This is a genomic window from Ruania suaedae (genome assembly GCF_021049265.1).
GTDB lineage: Bacteria > Actinomycetota > Actinomycetes > Actinomycetales > Beutenbergiaceae > Ruania > Ruania suaedae.
In genome coordinates this window covers 1,417,725-1,433,613 of sequence record NZ_CP088018.1, presented here as the reverse complement: position 1 = coordinate 1,433,613, position 15,889 = coordinate 1,417,725, and the positions used below count along the sequence as shown (strand labels likewise).

14 protein-coding genes are annotated in these 15,889 nt (G+C 72.3%); all 14 read right to left on the bottom strand.

The annotated features are described in order from the left end of the window. Positions 1 to 52: 52 nt before the first annotated feature. Positions 53 to 757, bottom strand: coding sequence for a DivIVA domain-containing protein (locus tag LQF12_RS06570; RefSeq protein ID WP_231055167.1), 705 nt, complete (start codon positions 755 to 757; stop codon positions 53 to 55). Positions 758 to 856: 99 nt separating this feature from the next. After that, positions 857 to 1,150, bottom strand: a complete 294-nt coding sequence (locus tag LQF12_RS06565; protein WP_231055166.1) for a YggT family protein — start codon at positions 1,148 to 1,150, stop codon at positions 857 to 859. A 1-nt stretch (position 1,151) separates the two neighbouring features. Then, the gene (locus tag LQF12_RS06560) at positions 1,152 to 1,634 is read right to left on the bottom strand and encodes a cell division protein SepF (RefSeq protein WP_231055165.1); all 483 of its coding nucleotides are present in this window, start codon (positions 1,632 to 1,634) and stop codon (positions 1,152 to 1,154) included. A 45-nt stretch (positions 1,635 to 1,679) separates the two neighbouring features. Next, positions 1,680 to 2,459 carry a purine nucleoside phosphorylase YfiH/LACC1 family protein gene (locus tag LQF12_RS06555; protein WP_231055164.1) on the bottom strand — a complete coding sequence of 260 codons (780 nt, stop codon included), beginning with the start codon at positions 2,457 to 2,459 and terminating at the stop codon, positions 1,680 to 1,682. Position 2,460: 1 nt separating this feature from the next. Further along, positions 2,461 to 3,678, bottom strand: coding sequence for a cell division protein FtsZ (gene ftsZ, locus LQF12_RS06550; protein ID WP_231055163.1), 1,218 nt, complete (start codon positions 3,676 to 3,678; stop codon positions 2,461 to 2,463). Positions 3,679 to 3,843: 165 nt separating this feature from the next. Further along, a complete protein-coding gene (locus tag LQF12_RS06545) occupies positions 3,844 to 4,728 on the bottom strand; it encodes a cell division protein FtsQ/DivIB (RefSeq protein WP_231055162.1) in 885 nt (294 codons plus the stop codon). Continuing rightward, positions 4,725 to 6,080: a UDP-N-acetylmuramate--L-alanine ligase gene (gene murC, locus LQF12_RS06540; protein WP_231055161.1), complete on the bottom strand. Its 1,356-nt coding sequence runs from the start codon at positions 6,078 to 6,080 to the stop codon at positions 4,725 to 4,727. Before murC ends, LQF12_RS06545 begins: the two co-directional genes overlap by 4 nt. Then, entirely contained in the window at positions 6,077 to 7,201 is a 1,125-nt protein-coding gene (murG, locus tag LQF12_RS06535) for an undecaprenyldiphospho-muramoylpentapeptide beta-N-acetylglucosaminyltransferase (RefSeq protein ID WP_231055160.1), read from the bottom strand. Before murG ends, murC begins: the two co-directional genes overlap by 4 nt. Further along, the gene (locus tag LQF12_RS06530; protein ID WP_231055159.1) at positions 7,194 to 8,366 is read right to left on the bottom strand and encodes an FtsW/RodA/SpoVE family cell cycle protein; all 1,173 of its coding nucleotides are present in this window, start codon (positions 8,364 to 8,366) and stop codon (positions 7,194 to 7,196) included. Before LQF12_RS06530 ends, murG begins: the two co-directional genes overlap by 8 nt. Before the next feature lie 164 nt (positions 8,367 to 8,530). Beyond that, on the bottom strand, positions 8,531 to 9,991 hold the full coding sequence (gene murD / locus LQF12_RS06525; protein WP_231055158.1) for a UDP-N-acetylmuramoyl-L-alanine--D-glutamate ligase: 1,461 nt from the start codon (positions 9,989 to 9,991) through the stop codon (positions 8,531 to 8,533). Continuing rightward, positions 9,988 to 11,070 carry a phospho-N-acetylmuramoyl-pentapeptide-transferase gene (mraY, locus tag LQF12_RS06520; RefSeq protein ID WP_231055157.1) on the bottom strand — a complete coding sequence of 361 codons (1,083 nt, stop codon included), beginning with the start codon at positions 11,068 to 11,070 and terminating at the stop codon, positions 9,988 to 9,990. The genes murD and mraY overlap by 4 nt, the downstream gene beginning before the upstream one ends. Then, positions 11,067 to 12,497 (bottom strand): UDP-N-acetylmuramoyl-tripeptide--D-alanyl-D-alanine ligase, encoded by a 1,431-nt coding sequence (locus LQF12_RS06515; protein WP_231055156.1) that lies wholly within the window; start codon positions 12,495 to 12,497, stop codon positions 11,067 to 11,069. The genes mraY and LQF12_RS06515 overlap by 4 nt, the downstream gene beginning before the upstream one ends. Further along, positions 12,494 to 14,065: a UDP-N-acetylmuramoyl-L-alanyl-D-glutamate--2,6-diaminopimelate ligase gene (locus LQF12_RS06510; protein WP_231055155.1), complete on the bottom strand. Its 1,572-nt coding sequence runs from the start codon at positions 14,063 to 14,065 to the stop codon at positions 12,494 to 12,496. The genes LQF12_RS06515 and LQF12_RS06510 overlap by 4 nt, the downstream gene beginning before the upstream one ends. Positions 14,066 to 14,101: 36 nt before the next feature. Next, complete coding sequence (locus tag LQF12_RS06505) at positions 14,102 to 15,883, bottom strand: peptidoglycan D,D-transpeptidase FtsI family protein (RefSeq protein WP_231055154.1); 1,782 nt, start codon at positions 15,881 to 15,883, stop codon at positions 14,102 to 14,104. Positions 15,884 to 15,889: the final 6 nt, after the last annotated feature.

The following is a 15,889-nucleotide window of genomic DNA, read 5'->3' as shown; positions in this document are numbered from 1 at the left end:
GCGGGCCCCCGATCGGTGGGGACCCGCCGTCATGGTCAGTGTGCAGGTGCGGCTACGGCCGCCGTGCCTCGTTCTCGTCCGCGCCGTACTGCGATCCGATGCTGCCGCGGCCCTCGACGTCGGTGAGCAGGCCTTCGAGGTAGCTCTTGAGACGGGTGCGGTAGTCACGCTCGAACACGCGCAGCTCGTCGATCTTGCGCTCGAGCAGTGACCGCTCGCTCTCGAGCTGGCTGAGCGTGCGGTTGCGCTGGTCGTCGGCCTCACGGGTGATGCGCTCACCCTCCAGGCGCGCCTCCGAGAGAAGGCGGTCAGCCTCGGCCTTACCGTTGCTCACGTACTCGTCGTGCAGACGCTGGGCAAGCTGGAGCATGCCCGTGGCCGACTCCGGCTCGGTCCCGTTCTCGGCGACCGGGGCGGCCGGCGCGGCGGTGACCGCATCCTCGCTGGGCGCCTCGTGCACCGGCTGCTCCGGGGCGACGGCCTCCTCCGCGGGCTCCTCGGCAGCCACCGGGGAGAACTGCGTGGTCTGCTCGGCAGGGGCCTCGGCCGGTGCCGGGGCACCGCCGGACATCTCCGCGATACGACGCTCCGCGGCCTCGAGCTTGGCCTTCAGCTCCTCGTTCTCGCCGCCCACGACACGCAGGGTGTTGACGACCTCGTCGAGGAAGTCGTCCACCTCGTCCTGGTCGTACCCCTCACGGAACTTGGTGGGTTGGAACTTTTTGTTGAGGACGTCGTCTGCCGTGAGCAGAGCCATTCTCGTCACCTCGGTCTGTGTCGGTCGGTTCAGCGATGGTGCTGACACGAAGTTATGGGGGTTCGGCGATCACCGTAGCGGATGATCACATCGTACGCGTCACATTGACGCCAGCGTCGACAGGATCGCGAGCAGGATCCAGCAGCCGAAGAGCAAGATGATGAAGCCGACGTCCAGCGCGATCCCGCCGAGTCGCAGCGGCGGGATCAACCGCCGGAGCGCACGCAACGGCGGGTCGGTCGGGGTGTAGACGATCTCGGCGACCACCAAGGCCAGGCCCCGCGGCTTCCAGTCCCTCGCGAAGTAGGTCACCCAGTCGAAGCCCATCCGGACCAGCATGGCGACCAGGAAGAGCAGGACGAGGATGTAGAGGATCCCGAAGAGCCAGCCCACGTCAGCTCTGGTTGAAGAATCGCGCGGTGGTCTCCGGCTCGCGGCGCTCGCTGGCGACCTCCACGGTGGCCGGGGAGAGGAGGAACACCTTGTTGGTGACGCGCTCGATGCTGCCGTGCAGGCCGAAGATCAGGCCGGCGGAGAAGTCGACGAGGCGCTTGGCCTCCGCGTCCGACATGTCGGTCAGGTTCATGATGACCGGGGTGCCGGCACGGAACGCCTCACCGATCGACTTGGCGTCGGTGTAGGAGCGCGGGTGCACGGTGGTGATCCGGCGCAGGTTGTGGCCGCTGTGGGAGGCTGCCTGACTGATCGGGGTCACCTGGGCCTCCTGGACCGCGCCGGTGTAGTCGTCGTCATCGTCGTGCTCGTGCGCGAGCGGCTCGTAGCCCTCGGCATAGGGCTCCTCGGCGTACCGCTCCTCACGCTCAGCCTCGGCCTCGGAGAGGCCGAGGTACAGCATCGTCTTGCGCAGCGCTCCCATGCCTGCTCCTCTTCTGCTCGGGCTGACCGGACGGTCGGCATTGGTCTAGACGCTAGACCAGGTGCCGACCGCAGCCGCGCCAAGCGCGTCGGCGTGTCGCTCCCGGTCGGGACGGTCGAGCCGGATCACGCCGGCGAAGCGTCCCGTCGTGCCCTCGCGCCGGTAGGAGTACCAGCGAGCATCCTCCCGGGTGCAGGCCGCGTGCACGTCCACGTGCTCCACCCCGGCCGACTCCACCTGGGCTCGCGCGCCGGCGGGCAGGTCGAGGGCGGGCGTGCCCCACGAGGTCCGGGCCTCGAGCTCGGGCAGCAGGGCGAGCGACTCCTGCTGCAGTTGGTCGGGCACCTCGTAGCACCGCCCGCAGATGGCGGGGCCGATGGCCGCTCGCCGGACCACGTGCCCGGTGGCCGCGACTGCCTCGATGGCTCTGGTCACCACCCCACCGAGCAGACCGCGCCGACCGGCGTGGACGGCCGCCACCGCACCGGGCCGCCCACGGGCATCGAGACCGACCAGCAGGACCGGCACGCAGTCCGCCACCAGCACGGCAGCGGCAGCACCGGCTCCTGTCAGCACCAGGGCATCGGCTACCGGTTCCTCGCCCGGTGCCGGGTCCACCGCAACGTCTGCGGAATGCCGCTGGTCCAGGAACACCGTCGGCGCGCCGATACGGTCGCTCAGTGCCCGGCGGTTGGCGCCGACGAGCACCGGGTCGTCACCGACGTGTCCGCCGAGGTTGAGCGAGTCGTAGGGAGCGCGACTGACGCCACCGGCGCGGGTGATGAACCCGCCGAGCACTCCCGGGCCCAGGTCGGCGGTCAGCACCTCACTTGAGGAAGTCGGGCACGTCGAGGTCGTCGTCGCGGCGGCGGGAGTCCTCATCGAAGACCCGCGGCACCTCGAGCGGATTCGCCGTCGGGCGGGGCTCGTGGTCCCGCTGCGGCTCGGGCGCGGGCGGACTCGGCGGCACCGTCTCGGTCTCGGTCTCGACCTCCGGCTCCTCGGCACGCGCCGGCACGGCAGGAGCCTCACGCTCCGCCGGTGCGGCGGCCGCCTGGGCCTGCCGTGCCGCTGCACTGGCTCCCGGTCGCCCGGGCGCGTTCTGGTCGAAGCCGGCGGCGATGACCGTCACCCGCACCTCGTCGCCGAGGGCGTCGTCGATGACCGCACCGAAAATGATGTTCGCCTCGGGGTGAGCCGCCTCCTGCACCAGCCGGGCCGCCTCGTGGATCTCGAACAGGCCCAGGTCGCTCCCACCCTGGATGGACAGCAGCACCCCGTGGGCGCCGTCGATGCTTGCTTCCAGCAACGGCGAGGAGATCGCCAGCTCGGAGGCCTGCACGGCCCGGTCCTCGCCCCGCGCCGAACCGATGCCCATCAGGGCTGTGCCCGCGCCCTGCATGACGGACTTCACATCGGCGAAGTCCAGGTTGATCAGGCCGGGCGTGGTGATCAGGTCGGTGATGCCCTGCACACCGGAGAGCAGCACCTGGTCGGCCGACTTGAAGGCGTCCAGCACCGACACGTTCCGGTCGCTGATCGAGAGCAACCGGTCGTTCGGGATGACGATGAGCGTGTCGACCTCCGCACGCAGCGCCTCGATCCCGGAATCGGCCTGCACGCCACGACGGCGCCCCTCGAAGGTGAACGGCCGGGTCACCACACCGATGGTCAGGGCACCCAGCGACCGGGCGATCTTTGCCACCACCGGTGCGCCACCGGTGCCGGTGCCGCCACCTTCGCCGGCCGTCACGAAGACCATGTCGGCCCCGCGCAGGACCTCCTCGATCTCCTCGGTGTGGTCCTCGGCGGCCTTCTTGCCGACCTCGGGGTCGGCGCCGGCGCCGAGCCCCCGGGTCAGCTCTCGCCCGACGTCCAGCTTGACGTCGGCATCACTCATCAGCAAGGCCTGCGCATCGGTGTTGACGGCGATGAACTCCACGCCCTTCAACCCGACCTCGATCATGCGGTTGACGGCGTTGACGCCCCCACCGCCGATCCCGACCACCTTGATGACCGCCAAATAGTTCTGCGGTGCCGCCACGTCGATCCCTCTCGTCCGGTGCTCGTGCTCGGGTTCTGCTGACCCACGTCCCAAACCCTAACCCTCAACTTGAAGGTAAGAGTTATGTCATTTCCTGGCACCCATGACGCTAGGTCTCGTGCCCCACCAGGGCAACGACATCCGCGGGTGTGTCGCCGGCGGGTCTCAGTCGGAGGTCACGGGAGCGCGCGGCGCGGACAGGTCGTACACACCCGCACCGGTGGGCAGCAACGTGCGCAGCACCTCGGACTTCAGCTCGTTCTCGCCGGCACTGCCCCAGACCACCTCGGCACCGTCGGCCAGCGTGAGCCGGACCTGGTACGGGGTCTGCGCACCGGCGCTGATGACCTGCTCACCCAGATCGTCCGGGAGCGCCGCGAGCACCGTCAGCACCGCCTCCAGCGCCGCGGCCGCCCCCCCCTCGCCGAGGGGCACGGTGACCTGCGCGAGCCCCTCGATCGGCTCGGCTCGTCGTGCCACCGTGACGGCCTCGGCGTCCAGGACGGCGTACTCGTCGCCGTCGGCGACGGTCGCGACCGGGACGCGGCCGTCGATGGCGATCGAGAGCCCGTTCGGCCAGGCGCGCCGGACCTGCACGTCGCGCACGGCTGCCAGGGCGCGGATCTCCTCGGCGAGGGCACCGGTGTCGACCCGCGCGACCGGCTCTCCGTGGGTACCGGCCGCGAGCTCGAGCACCTCGGCCTCCGGGACGAGCGTGGTGGTTCCGGTGACCTCCACGTCCGCAGCACGGACCACGAGCAGCGGGGAGGCGAGGACGACCCAGGCCAGCGCAGCCACGACCAGCACCGAGAGCGCGATGGCCGTCACCATGCGCCAGCGCAGCCGGCGGACGGCGGCTCGGCGTTCCCGGAGCCGGTCGGCCAGCTGACCGATCGCCGAGGGGCCCGCGGCGGGAGCCGTGGGAGCGGGCTCGCGCTGCTTGCTGCGGCGCCGCGGGTCGGGGCGGCGCGGGGCGGCGCGGGGCGGGGCGGGTGTGGGCCGGGAAGGCGGCTCGGAGGCGCGCCGGCGCGGCTGAGCCGGGGCTCTCACGAGCGCTCCCGCAGCCGCTGCAGGATCACGTCGGCCATCTCGGTGACGTCGCCGGCGCCGATGGTCATCACGAGGTCCCCCTCGCGTGCCATGTCCGCGACGGCGTGGGCCGCACGCCGGTGATCGGGCACGTAGCGCGCCTGGGGCACCCGGTCGGCCACCAGTGCCGAGGTGACCCCAGGCACCGGCTCCTCACGGGCCGGGTAGATGGCGGTAAGCACCACCTCGTCGGCCGTACCGAGTGCCTCGGCGAACTCCGTGGCGAACATCCGGGTGCGGGAGAACAGATGGGGCTGGAACAGGACCAGCAGGCGCCCCTCGCCGGCCGCGCCCCGGCCGGTGCGGATGGCAGCGGCGACCTTGGTCGGGTTGTGCGCGTAGTCGTCGACCACTCGCACGCCGGCGGCGCTGCCCCGGTGCTCGAACCGGCGGGCCGTCCCCGTGAAGGACGCCAGCCCGGCGGCCATCGTCTCCCCCGGCACGCCCAGCTCGACGCCGGCGCACCACGCCGCGGCCGCGTTGCGCAGGTTGTGCTCGCCGGGCACTGCCAGTTCGAGCTGGACCTCGCCCCCGGGGCCGACGAGTCGCGCCCCGGCACCGCCGGCGTCCAGCCGCACCCGCTCCAGACGCACGTCCGCCGTCGCGCCGGTGCCATAGGTGAGCACCCGGATCCCGCTGGATCCCAGCCGGGCGGCGAAGCGCGCAGCGCCGGCGTCGTCGGCGCAGGTGATGACCACCCCTCCCCCGACGACGCGCTCAGCGAAGGCGTCGAAGGCGGCCTCGAAGGCCGCGGCCGTCCCGTAGTGGTCGAGATGATCGGGCTCGATGTTGGTCACCACCGCCACCCGGGGCGTGTAGTTGAGGAAGGACCCGTCGGACTCGTCGGCCTCGGCGACGAACGCCGAGCCCCGCCCGGCCCGGGCCCCGGACCCGAGTGCCAGCACCGCGCCACCGATCGCGAAGGACGGGTCGAGACCGGCATGGTCCAGCGCGACCGCCAGCATTGCGGACGTGGTCGTCTTGCCGTGCGCGCCGGCCACCGCGACGAAGTCCTTCCCGGCCGCGGCCTGAGCGAGGGCGACCGACCGGTGCACGACCTCGACACCGGCGGCCCGGGCTGCCCGCACCTCGACGTTGTCGGCGCCGATCGCCGACGAGACCACCACCCGGTCGGCGCCACGGACGTGCTCGGCGTCGTGACCCACGTGCACCGTGGCACCCAGCCCGGCCAACCGTCGCAGCACCGGCGAGTCCTGCCGGTCGGACCCGGAGACCTGCGCCCCACCGGCGAGCAGCAGCTCGGCGATCACCGACATCCCGGCGCCGCCGATCGCGACCAGGTGCACCCTCACGCCGACCTCCGCGCGACGGCCTCATCAACGAGGTCGACCAGGCGGGCTGCCCCGTCGCGGACGCCGGCGGATTCCGCCGCCTGCGCCATCGACCGCAACCGGCCCCTTTGCCCGATCAGGGGGACCGCGTGCTCGAGCAGCCACGCGCGTGTCAGCTGCGGGTCCTCGACCAGCAGTCCCCCGCCCGCGTCCACCACGCCGGCGGCATTGCGGCGCTGCTCGCCGTTGCCCACCGGGAGCGGCACGTAGATGGCCGGGATGCCCAGGGCGGCGAGCTCACCGACCGTCCCGGCGCCCGCCCGGCCGATCATCAGGTCGGCGACAGCGAGGGCCTCGTGCATCTCGCCGAGGTAGTCCACCGCGTGGTAGTGCGCGGCCACCTCCGGCGCCATCGCGGCGACGGCGGCGCGCACCGGTTCGAGCTTGCCGCGCCCGGTGGCGTGCAGGACCTGCGCGCCGGCGGCCACGAGTTCGGCGGCCACGAGCGGCACCTGCTCGTTCAGCCGGCGCGCCCCGAGGGAGCCACCGGTGACCACGACGGTGAGCCGGCCAGGGTCCAGCCCCAGGGTCGCCGCCGCCGCAGCGGCACGTCCGGGCGCGTCCTGCGCCCGTTCGGCGAGCAGGTCGGAGATCGTGCGGCGCAGCGGGAGTCCCACCCAGCGCGCCCGCGGGAGCGGCGTGCCGGAGAACGTGACCCCGACGGCGTCGGCCCAGCGGGCTCCGAGCCGGTTCGCCAGGCCCGGCAGCGCGTTCTGCTCGTGGATCACGATCGGGACTCCGAGCCGGCGCGCCGCCAGGTAGGCGGGGCTCGCCACATAGCCGCCGAATCCCACCACCGCCCGGGCACCGGCGACGGCGGCACCGGCCGTGCGCATCGCCCGTCGCCACCGCCCCGGGAACCGGAGCGCGTCGGCGTTCGGCCGCCGGGGCATCGGCACCCGGTCGATCACCGTCAGTTCCAGGCCCGCGGCGGGCACGAGCTCGGCCTCCAGTCCCTCGGCCGTCCCGAGGACGGTCAGCGCGAGCCCGGGCTCGCGGGCGCGCAGCTCGGCGGCCGTGGCCAGCAGGGGGTTCACGTGCCCGGCCGATCCCCCGCCGGCGAGCACGATGTGGTCAGCCACGCCCGCGGCCTCCGGAGGCGATCACCGCGAGGGAACGGCGCATCGACCCGCGCCGGGCTGCCATCGCCTCCCGTGCCCCGGGCTCGGAGCGCGCGAACGCGAGCACCACGGCCAGCGCTGCCATGGTGGTCACCAGCGCCGACCCGCCCTTGGACAGCAACGGCAGCGGGACGCCGATCACGGGCAGCAGGCCGATGACCACGGCGATGTTGACCAGCGCCTGCCCCAGCACCCAACAGCCGATGGCCGCGGTGGCGATCTTCACGAACGGGTCCGGGTGGCGGCGGATGACCCGGGAGAAACCGACCGCCAGGGCCGCGAAGAGACCGAGGACGAGCAGGCAGCCGAGCAGTCCCAGCTCCTCGCCGATGATCGCGAAGATGTAGTCATCCTCGGCGGCGGGCAGCCAGAGCCACTTCTCCCGCGAGGCGCCGAGGCCGACGCCGGAGATCCCACCGGTACCGAGACCCTCGAGGGCACGCCGGGGCTGCATGTCCGCGCCGAGCGGGTCCGAACCACCGCCCATGCCGAGGAACTGCATGACGCGCGCGGTGCGGTTGCGCGAGGAGATCACCAGGAAGGCCACGCCGGCGATCACGGCCGAGCCCGCGACCACGAACTTCGACAGCGGCACCCCGGCCACCCAGAGGGCTCCCCCGGCGAGCATGATGAGGATCAGCCCGGTGCCGACGTCGTGGCTGTAGAGCACCGTGCCCAGGAACAGGCCCGCCACCACGACAGCGGGGAAGAGCACGTGGGACCAGTGCCGCAGCAGCCGGCCCTTCGTGGCCAGGACGGCACCCAGCCAGACGGCCAGACCGAACTTGCCGAACTCCGAGGGCTGGAAGACCACGCCCGGGGCGAGCTGCACCCAGGCGGCGTTACCACCCTCAGCGACGGCCAACGGGGTGAACAGCAACACCTGCAACGCCAGCGTGCCGAGCATCGCCGGCCAGGCGAGCCAGCGGATCCACCCCACCGGCAGCCGCGAGATCGCGTAGGCCACGGGCAGGGCGAGGACGGCGTACAGCGCCTGGTTCCGGAACCCGCTGGTGATCGAGCCGCCGTCGCGCAGGGAGGGGATCGAGGAGGCGGAGAGCACCATGATCAACCCGAGCGCGAGCAGCAGCAGCGTCGAGCCGCCGATGAGGTAGTAGCTGGTCACCGGTGACTGCCACGCGGCGCTCTCGGTCCAGGCAGCACGCCGGGTGCGTGCCGCAGGCTTGCGTGCTGCAGGCTTGGGCGCTGCGGGCTTGCGTGCCGGGGCCCGACGGGGCGACGACGTACGGGATGAGCTGGTGGGCCGCCGTCGGGCGGGTGCGGCGGTGCTCACGAGCGCTCCTCCAGGGAGCGGACCGCTGCCGCGAAGGCGTCACCGCGCGCGGCGTAGGAGTCGAACTGATCCATCGATGCGCACGCCGGGGCGAGCAGCACCACATCGCCCGGGTGCGCCAGGCCCCGCGCCGCCTCGACCGCCGTTTCCATGACGTCAGTCTCACCAGCGGGGACCACCAGGCGTGGGATGTCGGGCGCGTGTCGTCGTAGCGCACCCGCGACCGGCTCGGGATCGCGGCCGATCACCACGACGGCACGCAGCCTGTCGGCGTGGGCGGCCACCAGGCCCCCCAGCTCGGCCCCCTTGGCCAGGCCCCCCGCGATCCAGATGGTCCGGCCCGGCTCCATCGCCGCCAGCGCAGCCGCGGCGGCGTGGGCGTTGGTGGCCTTGGAGTCGTCCACGTAGCGCACCCCGCCGACCTCGGCGACCTCGCTCATCCGGTGCGCCCCGGGCCGGTAGGCCCGCAGACCGGCGCCGATCGCCTCCGGCTCGACTCCGGCCGCACGGGCGAGAGCGGCGGCGGCGAGCGCGTTGGCCACGATGTGCGGCGCCACCTCGAGGGTGCTGCCGGGGCTCGCTGCACCGCCGAGATGTCTCAGGTCCTCGAGCGTGGCGAGCTCGGCCGCGTGGGTCTGCCGGTCGGGAGCGAAGGCACGGTCGGCGAGCAGGTCCTCGACCATGCCCACCTGGCCGATCGCGGGCATGCCGAGGGTGAACCCGACGGCGCGTGCTCCCTCGATCACGTCCGCCTCCTCGACCATCTGCCGGGTGCGCGGATCGGCCGCGTTGTACACGCACGCCCTCCGGGTGCGGGAGTACACGCGTGCCTTCGCCCCGGCGTAGGCATCCATGGATCCGTGCCAGTCGAGGTGGTCGGCGTCGATGTTCAGGCAGACCGACGCCACCGGGGAGAGCGAGTGGGTGTAGTGCAGCTGGAAGCTGGACAGCTCTACCGCGAGGGCATCGATCGGGTCCCCACCGGCCCGGGCTGCCAGCACCGTCGTCGTGATCGGGGTGCCGACGTTGCCCACCGCCTGGGCGCGCCAGCCGCGGGCGAGGAGCATCTGCTCCAGCATGCCGACGGTGGTGGTCTTGCCGTTCGTCCCGGTGATCGTCAGCCACCGCACGTCCGGGGCGCACATCTGCCAAGCGAGCTCGACCTCGCTCCACACCGGGACCCGGTGCTCGGACGCGGCGCGCAGCACCGGCGAGGACGGGCGCCACCCGGGCGAGGCGACGACGAGCTCGGGAGGGTGCGCGGCCATGCCCTCGGTCACCATCGCCGGTGACCCGGTGAGGACCCGCACGCCGGGCGGCACGCCGTCGGCACGGGCCGGGTCGGCGTCGACGGCGGTGACGCGGGCTCCGACCTCGACCAACGCCTCCACGGCCGCTCGGCCGGAGACCCCCAGGCCGGCCACGAGCACGTCCCGGCCGCGCAGCGCGTCGATCATCCGGCGACCCACTCGGCGTAGAAGATGCCGAGGCCGAGGCTGGCACACAGCGCGGCGATGATCCAGAACCGGATAACGATGGTCACCTCGCCCCAGCCCATCAGCTCGAAGTGGTGGTGCAGGGGGGCCATCTTGAACACGCGCCGCCCGGTCGCCTTGAAGAAGCCGATCTGGATGACGTCGGAGAGGATGATCACCACGAACAGGCCGCCGATGATCGCCCCGAGGATCTCGGTGCGGGTCAGGATCGTCATCCCCGCGAGGGCACCACCGAGGGCGAGGGCGCCGGTGTCGCCCATGAAGATCTTCGCCGGCGAGGCGTTCCACCACAGGAAACCGAAGCACGCGCCGACGATCGCCGCCGCCACGATCGCCAGGTCACGCGGGTCCCGGACCTCGTAGCAGCTCGGGCCCACGCTCGAGAACACCTGGCAGGACTGGTTCGTCTGCCAGATGGTGACCAGCGTGTAGGCGCCGAAGACGAACATCGAGGCACCGGTGGCCAGCCCGTCGAGGCCGTCCGTCAGGTTGACCGCATTCGACCAGGCGGTGATGAGGAAGTTGGCCCAGATCACGAACAGGAGCAGCCCGAGGGTGGCTCCGGCGAAGGCCAGATCGATGCCGAGGTCCCGCGAGAACGAGAGCTCGGTACTCGCCGGCGTCCGGAACCGTTCGTTCGGGAACTGCAGCACCAGCACCGAGAAAGCCACGCCGATCAGGCCCTGGCCGACGATCTTCCAGGTGGGACTCAACCCGAGCGAGCGCTGCCGGCTGATCTTGATGAAGTCGTCGAGGAACCCCACCACGCCCAGGCCCACCATCAGGAAGAGCAGCAGCAGCCCGGAGGCACTCGGCACGTTGCCGGTGACCGCGTTGGCGAAGGTGTACGCCACGAGCGTGGCCACGATGATGACGACCCCGCCCATGGTGGGCGTACCACGCTTGGTGAAGTGCGCCGTCGGGCCGTCCTGCCGGATGAACTGGCCGTAGTTGCGGTGCACGAGGAAGCGGATGAACAGCGGCGTCCCGAGCAACGAGACCACCAGCGCCACCGCGCCGGCCACGAGGATGGAGATCACGCGCCGCCCCCCGCGCCCAGCAACCGGTCGGCGAGAGCGGCCAGGCCTGCCGAGTTCGAGGACTTCACGAGCACGACGTCCTCCTCGCCCAGGTGCTGCGCCAGGACCTGCTCGGCGACGCTCACGTCAGCGACCGCTCGTACGTCGGGCACGCCCGACGCCCGGGCACCGCGCGCCAGCGCCTCGGCGCCACTGCCGACGGCGACGACGAGCGCCGCTCCACTGCGGGCGGCGTACCGGCCGATCTCCTCATGAGCGGACTCACTGATGTCACCCAGCTCGAGCATCTCGCCCAGGACCGCCACCCGGCGACGGCCTCCGGCGATCGCCGCGAGGGCGTCCAGCGCCGCCCGCATCGAGTCCGGGTTCGCGTTGTAGGCATCGTCGATGAGCGTACGCCGACCCCATGGCTGGACGTGCATCCGGTGCGGGCTGAGCGCGGCGGCGACGCTCAGCCCGTCTGCGACCTGCTGGACCGTGAGCCCGAGGGCCAGCGCGACCGTGGCAGCGGCGAGGGCGTTGCTCACCTGATGGCGTCCGACCAGCGCCAGCCGGGTCCGCGCCTCGCCCGCGCCGGAACGCAGGGTGAAGGTCGCGCGCCCCTCGGCATCGAGCACGACATCGCCGGCGCGGACGTGCGCGTCGGCGACCTGCGCGAAGCTCTGCACGTGGGCGCCGGCGGAGAGCTCGGCCATCGCCACCACCCGCGGGTCGTCGGCGTTGAGCACCGCGACACCGTCCGGTCGCAGACCCTGCACCAGCTCGGCCTTGGCCACCGCGATCGCCTCGACGCTCCCGAAGCCACCCAGGTGCGCGGTGCCGACCGCGAGCACGACGGCGATGTCCGGTGGGGCGATGGAGGTCAGATAGGTCAGGTTGCCGAGGCGGTCCGCCCCCATCTCGAGCACGAGCACACGCGTGCTCTCGGTGGCGCGCAGCACGGTCAGCGGCAGGCCGAGCTCGTTGTTGAAGGATCCGGGTGGGGCAATCAGGTCCCCGAGCGGCGTGAGCAGCTGGGCCAACAGGTCCTTGGTGCTGGTCTTGCCGACGGATCCGGTGATCGCGACGACGCTGATCGCGCCGCTCTCACGCAGCCGGGCCAGCACCTCGCGCGCCAGGGCGCCCAGGGCGAGCTGGACGTCGGGGACGAGGACCGTGGGCACAGGACTGTCGGGGACGGGCCGTGAGACCAGCGCCGCCACCGCACCCTGCGCGGCGGCCGCGTCGATGAACTCGTGGCCGTCGACCCGCTCGCCGGCGACCGCGACGAACAGGCTCCCGGGCATGGCCCGGCGGGAGTCGATGACGGCCTCGGCGGTGACCTGCACCAGCTCGGCAGGTCCGGAGCCGGGCACTGGGGCCGGGCTCCGGTCGTGGAGCCGGCCGGAGGTGAGGGCCGCGATCTCGGCCAGGGTGAGCGCGATCATGAGGTCCCGCGGGAGGCTCGCTCGGCGAGTGCGGCGCGCACTTCCTCCCGGTCGTCGAGGTGGTGCTCGACCCCGGCGACCTCCTGGATGGTCTCGTGGCCCCGGCCCGCGACCAGCACGGTGTCGGACGGCCCGGCCGCTGCCACGGCGCGGCGGATCGCCGTCGAGCGCGGAGCGACCTCGAACAGGTCGATCGTGCGGCCCGTGCGTTGCTCGGCGCCGACCGCCCGGAGCGCGCCGGCCATCACCTCACCGCGGATCGTCGCAGGATCCTCGTCGTGCGGGTCGTCGTCGGTGATGACCACCACGTCGCTGTGGCGCACCGCGATCTCACCCATCCGCGGGCGCTTGGCGGTGTCCCGCTCCCCGGTCGCCCCGAAGACGACGACGAGGCGCCCGCGGGTGGTCGGCCGCAGCGCGCGCAGCACCAGCTCGAGCGCATCGGCATTGTGCGCGAAGTCGACGATGCACCGTGGCTGCTCGCCCACCAGTTCCATCCGACCCGGGACCGTGGGCCGCAGGCCTCGCCGCAGATGGTGGTGGAGGTCGGCGGCCGAGATGCCCGACTCGAGGGCCATCACCACGGCCACCGCGGCGTTGAGAACGTTGAACCGTCCAGGCATCCACACCTGGGTGGACACGCTCCGCCCGTCCCGGTGAGTCACCGTGAACTCGGTGTGGTCCGGGCGGGCGTGGGTGAGGGAGATCAGCCAGTCGGTGTCCGGGTCCGGCCGGGCCGGTGGCGTCTGCATCCCGATCGTGGCCACGGGGATGGTGGCCTCCTCGGCCAGGCGACGACCCCACCGGTCCTCGGCCAGCACCACGCCTCGCCGCGCTCTCGCAGGGGTGAAGAGGTCCGCCTTGGCGCGGTAGTAGGAGTCCATGTCGACGTGGAAGTCGAGGTGGTCCGGCGTCAGGTTGGTGAAGCCGACCATGTCGAAGACGATCGGGTCCACGCGGTGCAGCGCCAGCGCGTGGGAGGAGACCTCCATCACCAGATCCGTCACCCCCGACCCGGCCATCCGGGAGAGCAGGTGCTGGACCTGCGGTGCCTCCGGTGTGGTCAGTTTCGCCGGTGTGCGCTCGCCGGCGACCTTGAGCTCGACGGTCCCGATCAGCCCGGTGGTGCGCCCCAGCGCGCCGAGGATCTCCTCCAGCAGGTACGACGTCGTGGTCTTGCCGTTGGTCCCGGTGACGGCGAAGGTGCGCATCCGTTCCGCCGGACGATGAAGGATCTCGGCACTGACGAGGCCGAGGACGCCGCGCACATCGGCGGCGACCAGGACGGGCACCTCGAGACCGGCCCGTTCGAGACGTGCGACGCCGTCGCGGTCGGTCAGGATCGCGACCGCGCCGGCGGCCACGGCAGCGGGGGCGTGCTCGGCGCCGTGGGTGCGGGCGCCCGGAAGGGCGGCGAAGAGGTCACCGGCCGCCGTCAGCCGGTTGTCGAGGCTGACACCGGTCACGGGCCGGCCGGCGGCGGGGTGGCCGCCGGCCGGCTCGAGCAGATCGAGCCCGAAGGCGGCGGCGAGGTCTGCCGTCGTCCGGGCCGCGGGAGTGGCGTTCATGGAGATGGAATCTACCGTCCGTCGGGTCGGCGGCGGTCACTGACCGTCGGGCTGGAGCGGGTAGGGGTCGGCCGGCTCACTACTGGGCGGGACCCCGAGGGACTGCAGGGCGAAGGAGGTCACGTCCTGGAACACCGGGGCCGCGATCGTGCCTCCGAAGAAGCCGCTGTCGGGCCGGTAGACCACCACGCCGACGGCGATCCGCGGATCGTCCGCCGGGGCGATCCCGACGAACGAGGCGGCCACGTCGCTGATACCGCCGCTACCATCCGGGATCTGCGCCGTGCCGGTCTTGCCCGCGATGCGGTAGCCGTCGATCGCAGCCCGCTCCCCCGTGCCGGAGTCGCTGACGACGCTCTCGAGCATCCGGATCATCTGCTCACTCGAATCCTGCGAGACCACCCGCACGGGCTCGCCGGGGTCGACCTCCTCGTAGCCGTCGGCACAGTCATAGCCGTCGACGATGCTCATCGGCATGCGCACCCCGTCGTTGGCGATGGTGGAGAAGACGCCGGTGTTCTGCAGCAGGTTCACCGACAGGCCCTGCCCGAACATCGTGGTGTAACGCTGACGGCCGTCCCAGTCCTCGTAGTGGGGCAACAGGCCGGCCGTCTCGCCCGGCAGGCCGACGCCGGTCTCGCTGCCCCAGCCGAGGCGTTGCATGTACTCGTATCGCGTCTCGTCGCTCATCAGCGTGCCGATGTTCACCGTGCCGGTGTTCGCCGACTCCGCCAGCACCCCGGTCACGGTGAGCACCTGGTCGGGGTGCTCACTGTGGTCGCTGAAGGTCTGGCCGTTGTCGGTGGTCAGGCGGTAGGGGTCATCGACCGCCGTGGTCGGCGTGACCACGCCCTCCTCGAGCGCGGACAGGACCGTCAGGACCTTGCCGGTCGACCCCGGGTCGTACACGCTCTGCACCGCGTTCGAGCCCGCGTAGCGTGAGGCGCCGGGATCGCGCGGGTCCACCGCATCCGAGTCCGCCAGGGCCAGGAGCTCGCCGGTCTCGACGTCGACCACCACGACGGCGCCCCAGTCGGCACCGTAGGTGTCGACGGTCTCGTCGATGGTGCGCTGGGCGAACCAGTTGAGGTCGGAGTCGATGGTCAGGTGGACGTCACATCCCGGGACGGCAGGCGCCGAGGCGTTCTGACCGGTCGGGATGACCTGGCCGGTGACCCCGATCTCCACCGTGAACTCCCCGTCGGTGCCGAGCAACCGGGAGTTCAGCGTCGACTCCAGGCCGGCGGCGCCGTCGCCCTCGTCGTTGACCCATCCGACGATCTGGCCGGCCGTGCTGCCGTTGGGATAGGAGCGCTCGGCGGTCTGCTCGGCGGAGATGCCGGGGATGTTGAGGGCGGCGATCTCCTGCCACACCTCCGGCGTCACCTCGCGGGCGACGATGTGATAGCGGTCCTCGCCCACGAGCTCGGCCCCCAGCCGGTTGCGGTCGCGGTCGAGCATCGCCGCCAGGTCCCGGGCGGCGGCGGCGGCGCCATAGCCGGTGATCTCGCCGTCGGCGTCGCGCGGCTGGTAGGCGGGGATCGCGGTCAGGTCCGCCACGACACGGTAGGTCTGCACCGAGGTGGCGAGCACGGTGCCGTTGCTGTCGAGGATCGCCCCACGAGCGGCGTGATCGGTGTAGGTGTAGCTCCTGGCTGCCTGAGCGGCGGCTGCCAGGCCGGGGCCCTGGACGAGCTGTACCCAGACCAGGCGCGCGGTGAACGCGAGCAGCACGATCAGCAGCATCGCGAGCAACACCGCCTGCCGCCGTTCCGGCGTGCCGACGGCGGTGACCGGGTTGGCCCGTCCTGATGCCATCGTCTC

What these genes read in the sequence shown, in the direction of transcription:
- LQF12_RS06570 (WP_231055167.1), bottom strand. Translation starts at nt 757, where the DNA reads ATGGCTCTGCTCACGGCAGACGACGTCCTCAACAAAAAGTTCCAACCC.
- LQF12_RS06560 (WP_231055165.1), bottom strand. Translation starts at nt 1,634, where the DNA reads ATGGGAGCGCTGCGCAAGACGATGCTGTACCTCGGCCTCTCCGAGGCC.
- murD (WP_231055158.1), bottom strand. Translation starts at nt 9,991, where the DNA reads ATGATCGACGCGCTGCGCGGCCGGGACGTGCTCGTGGCCGGCCTGGGG.
- LQF12_RS06515 (WP_231055156.1), bottom strand. Translation starts at nt 12,497, where the DNA reads ATGATCGCGCTCACCCTGGCCGAGATCGCGGCCCTCACCTCCGGCCGG.
- LQF12_RS06510 (WP_231055155.1), bottom strand. Translation starts at nt 14,065, where the DNA reads ATGAACGCCACTCCCGCGGCCCGGACGACGGCAGACCTCGCCGCCGCC.
- LQF12_RS06505 (WP_231055154.1), bottom strand. Translation starts at nt 15,883, where the DNA reads ATGGCATCAGGACGGGCCAACCCGGTCACCGCCGTCGGCACGCCGGAA.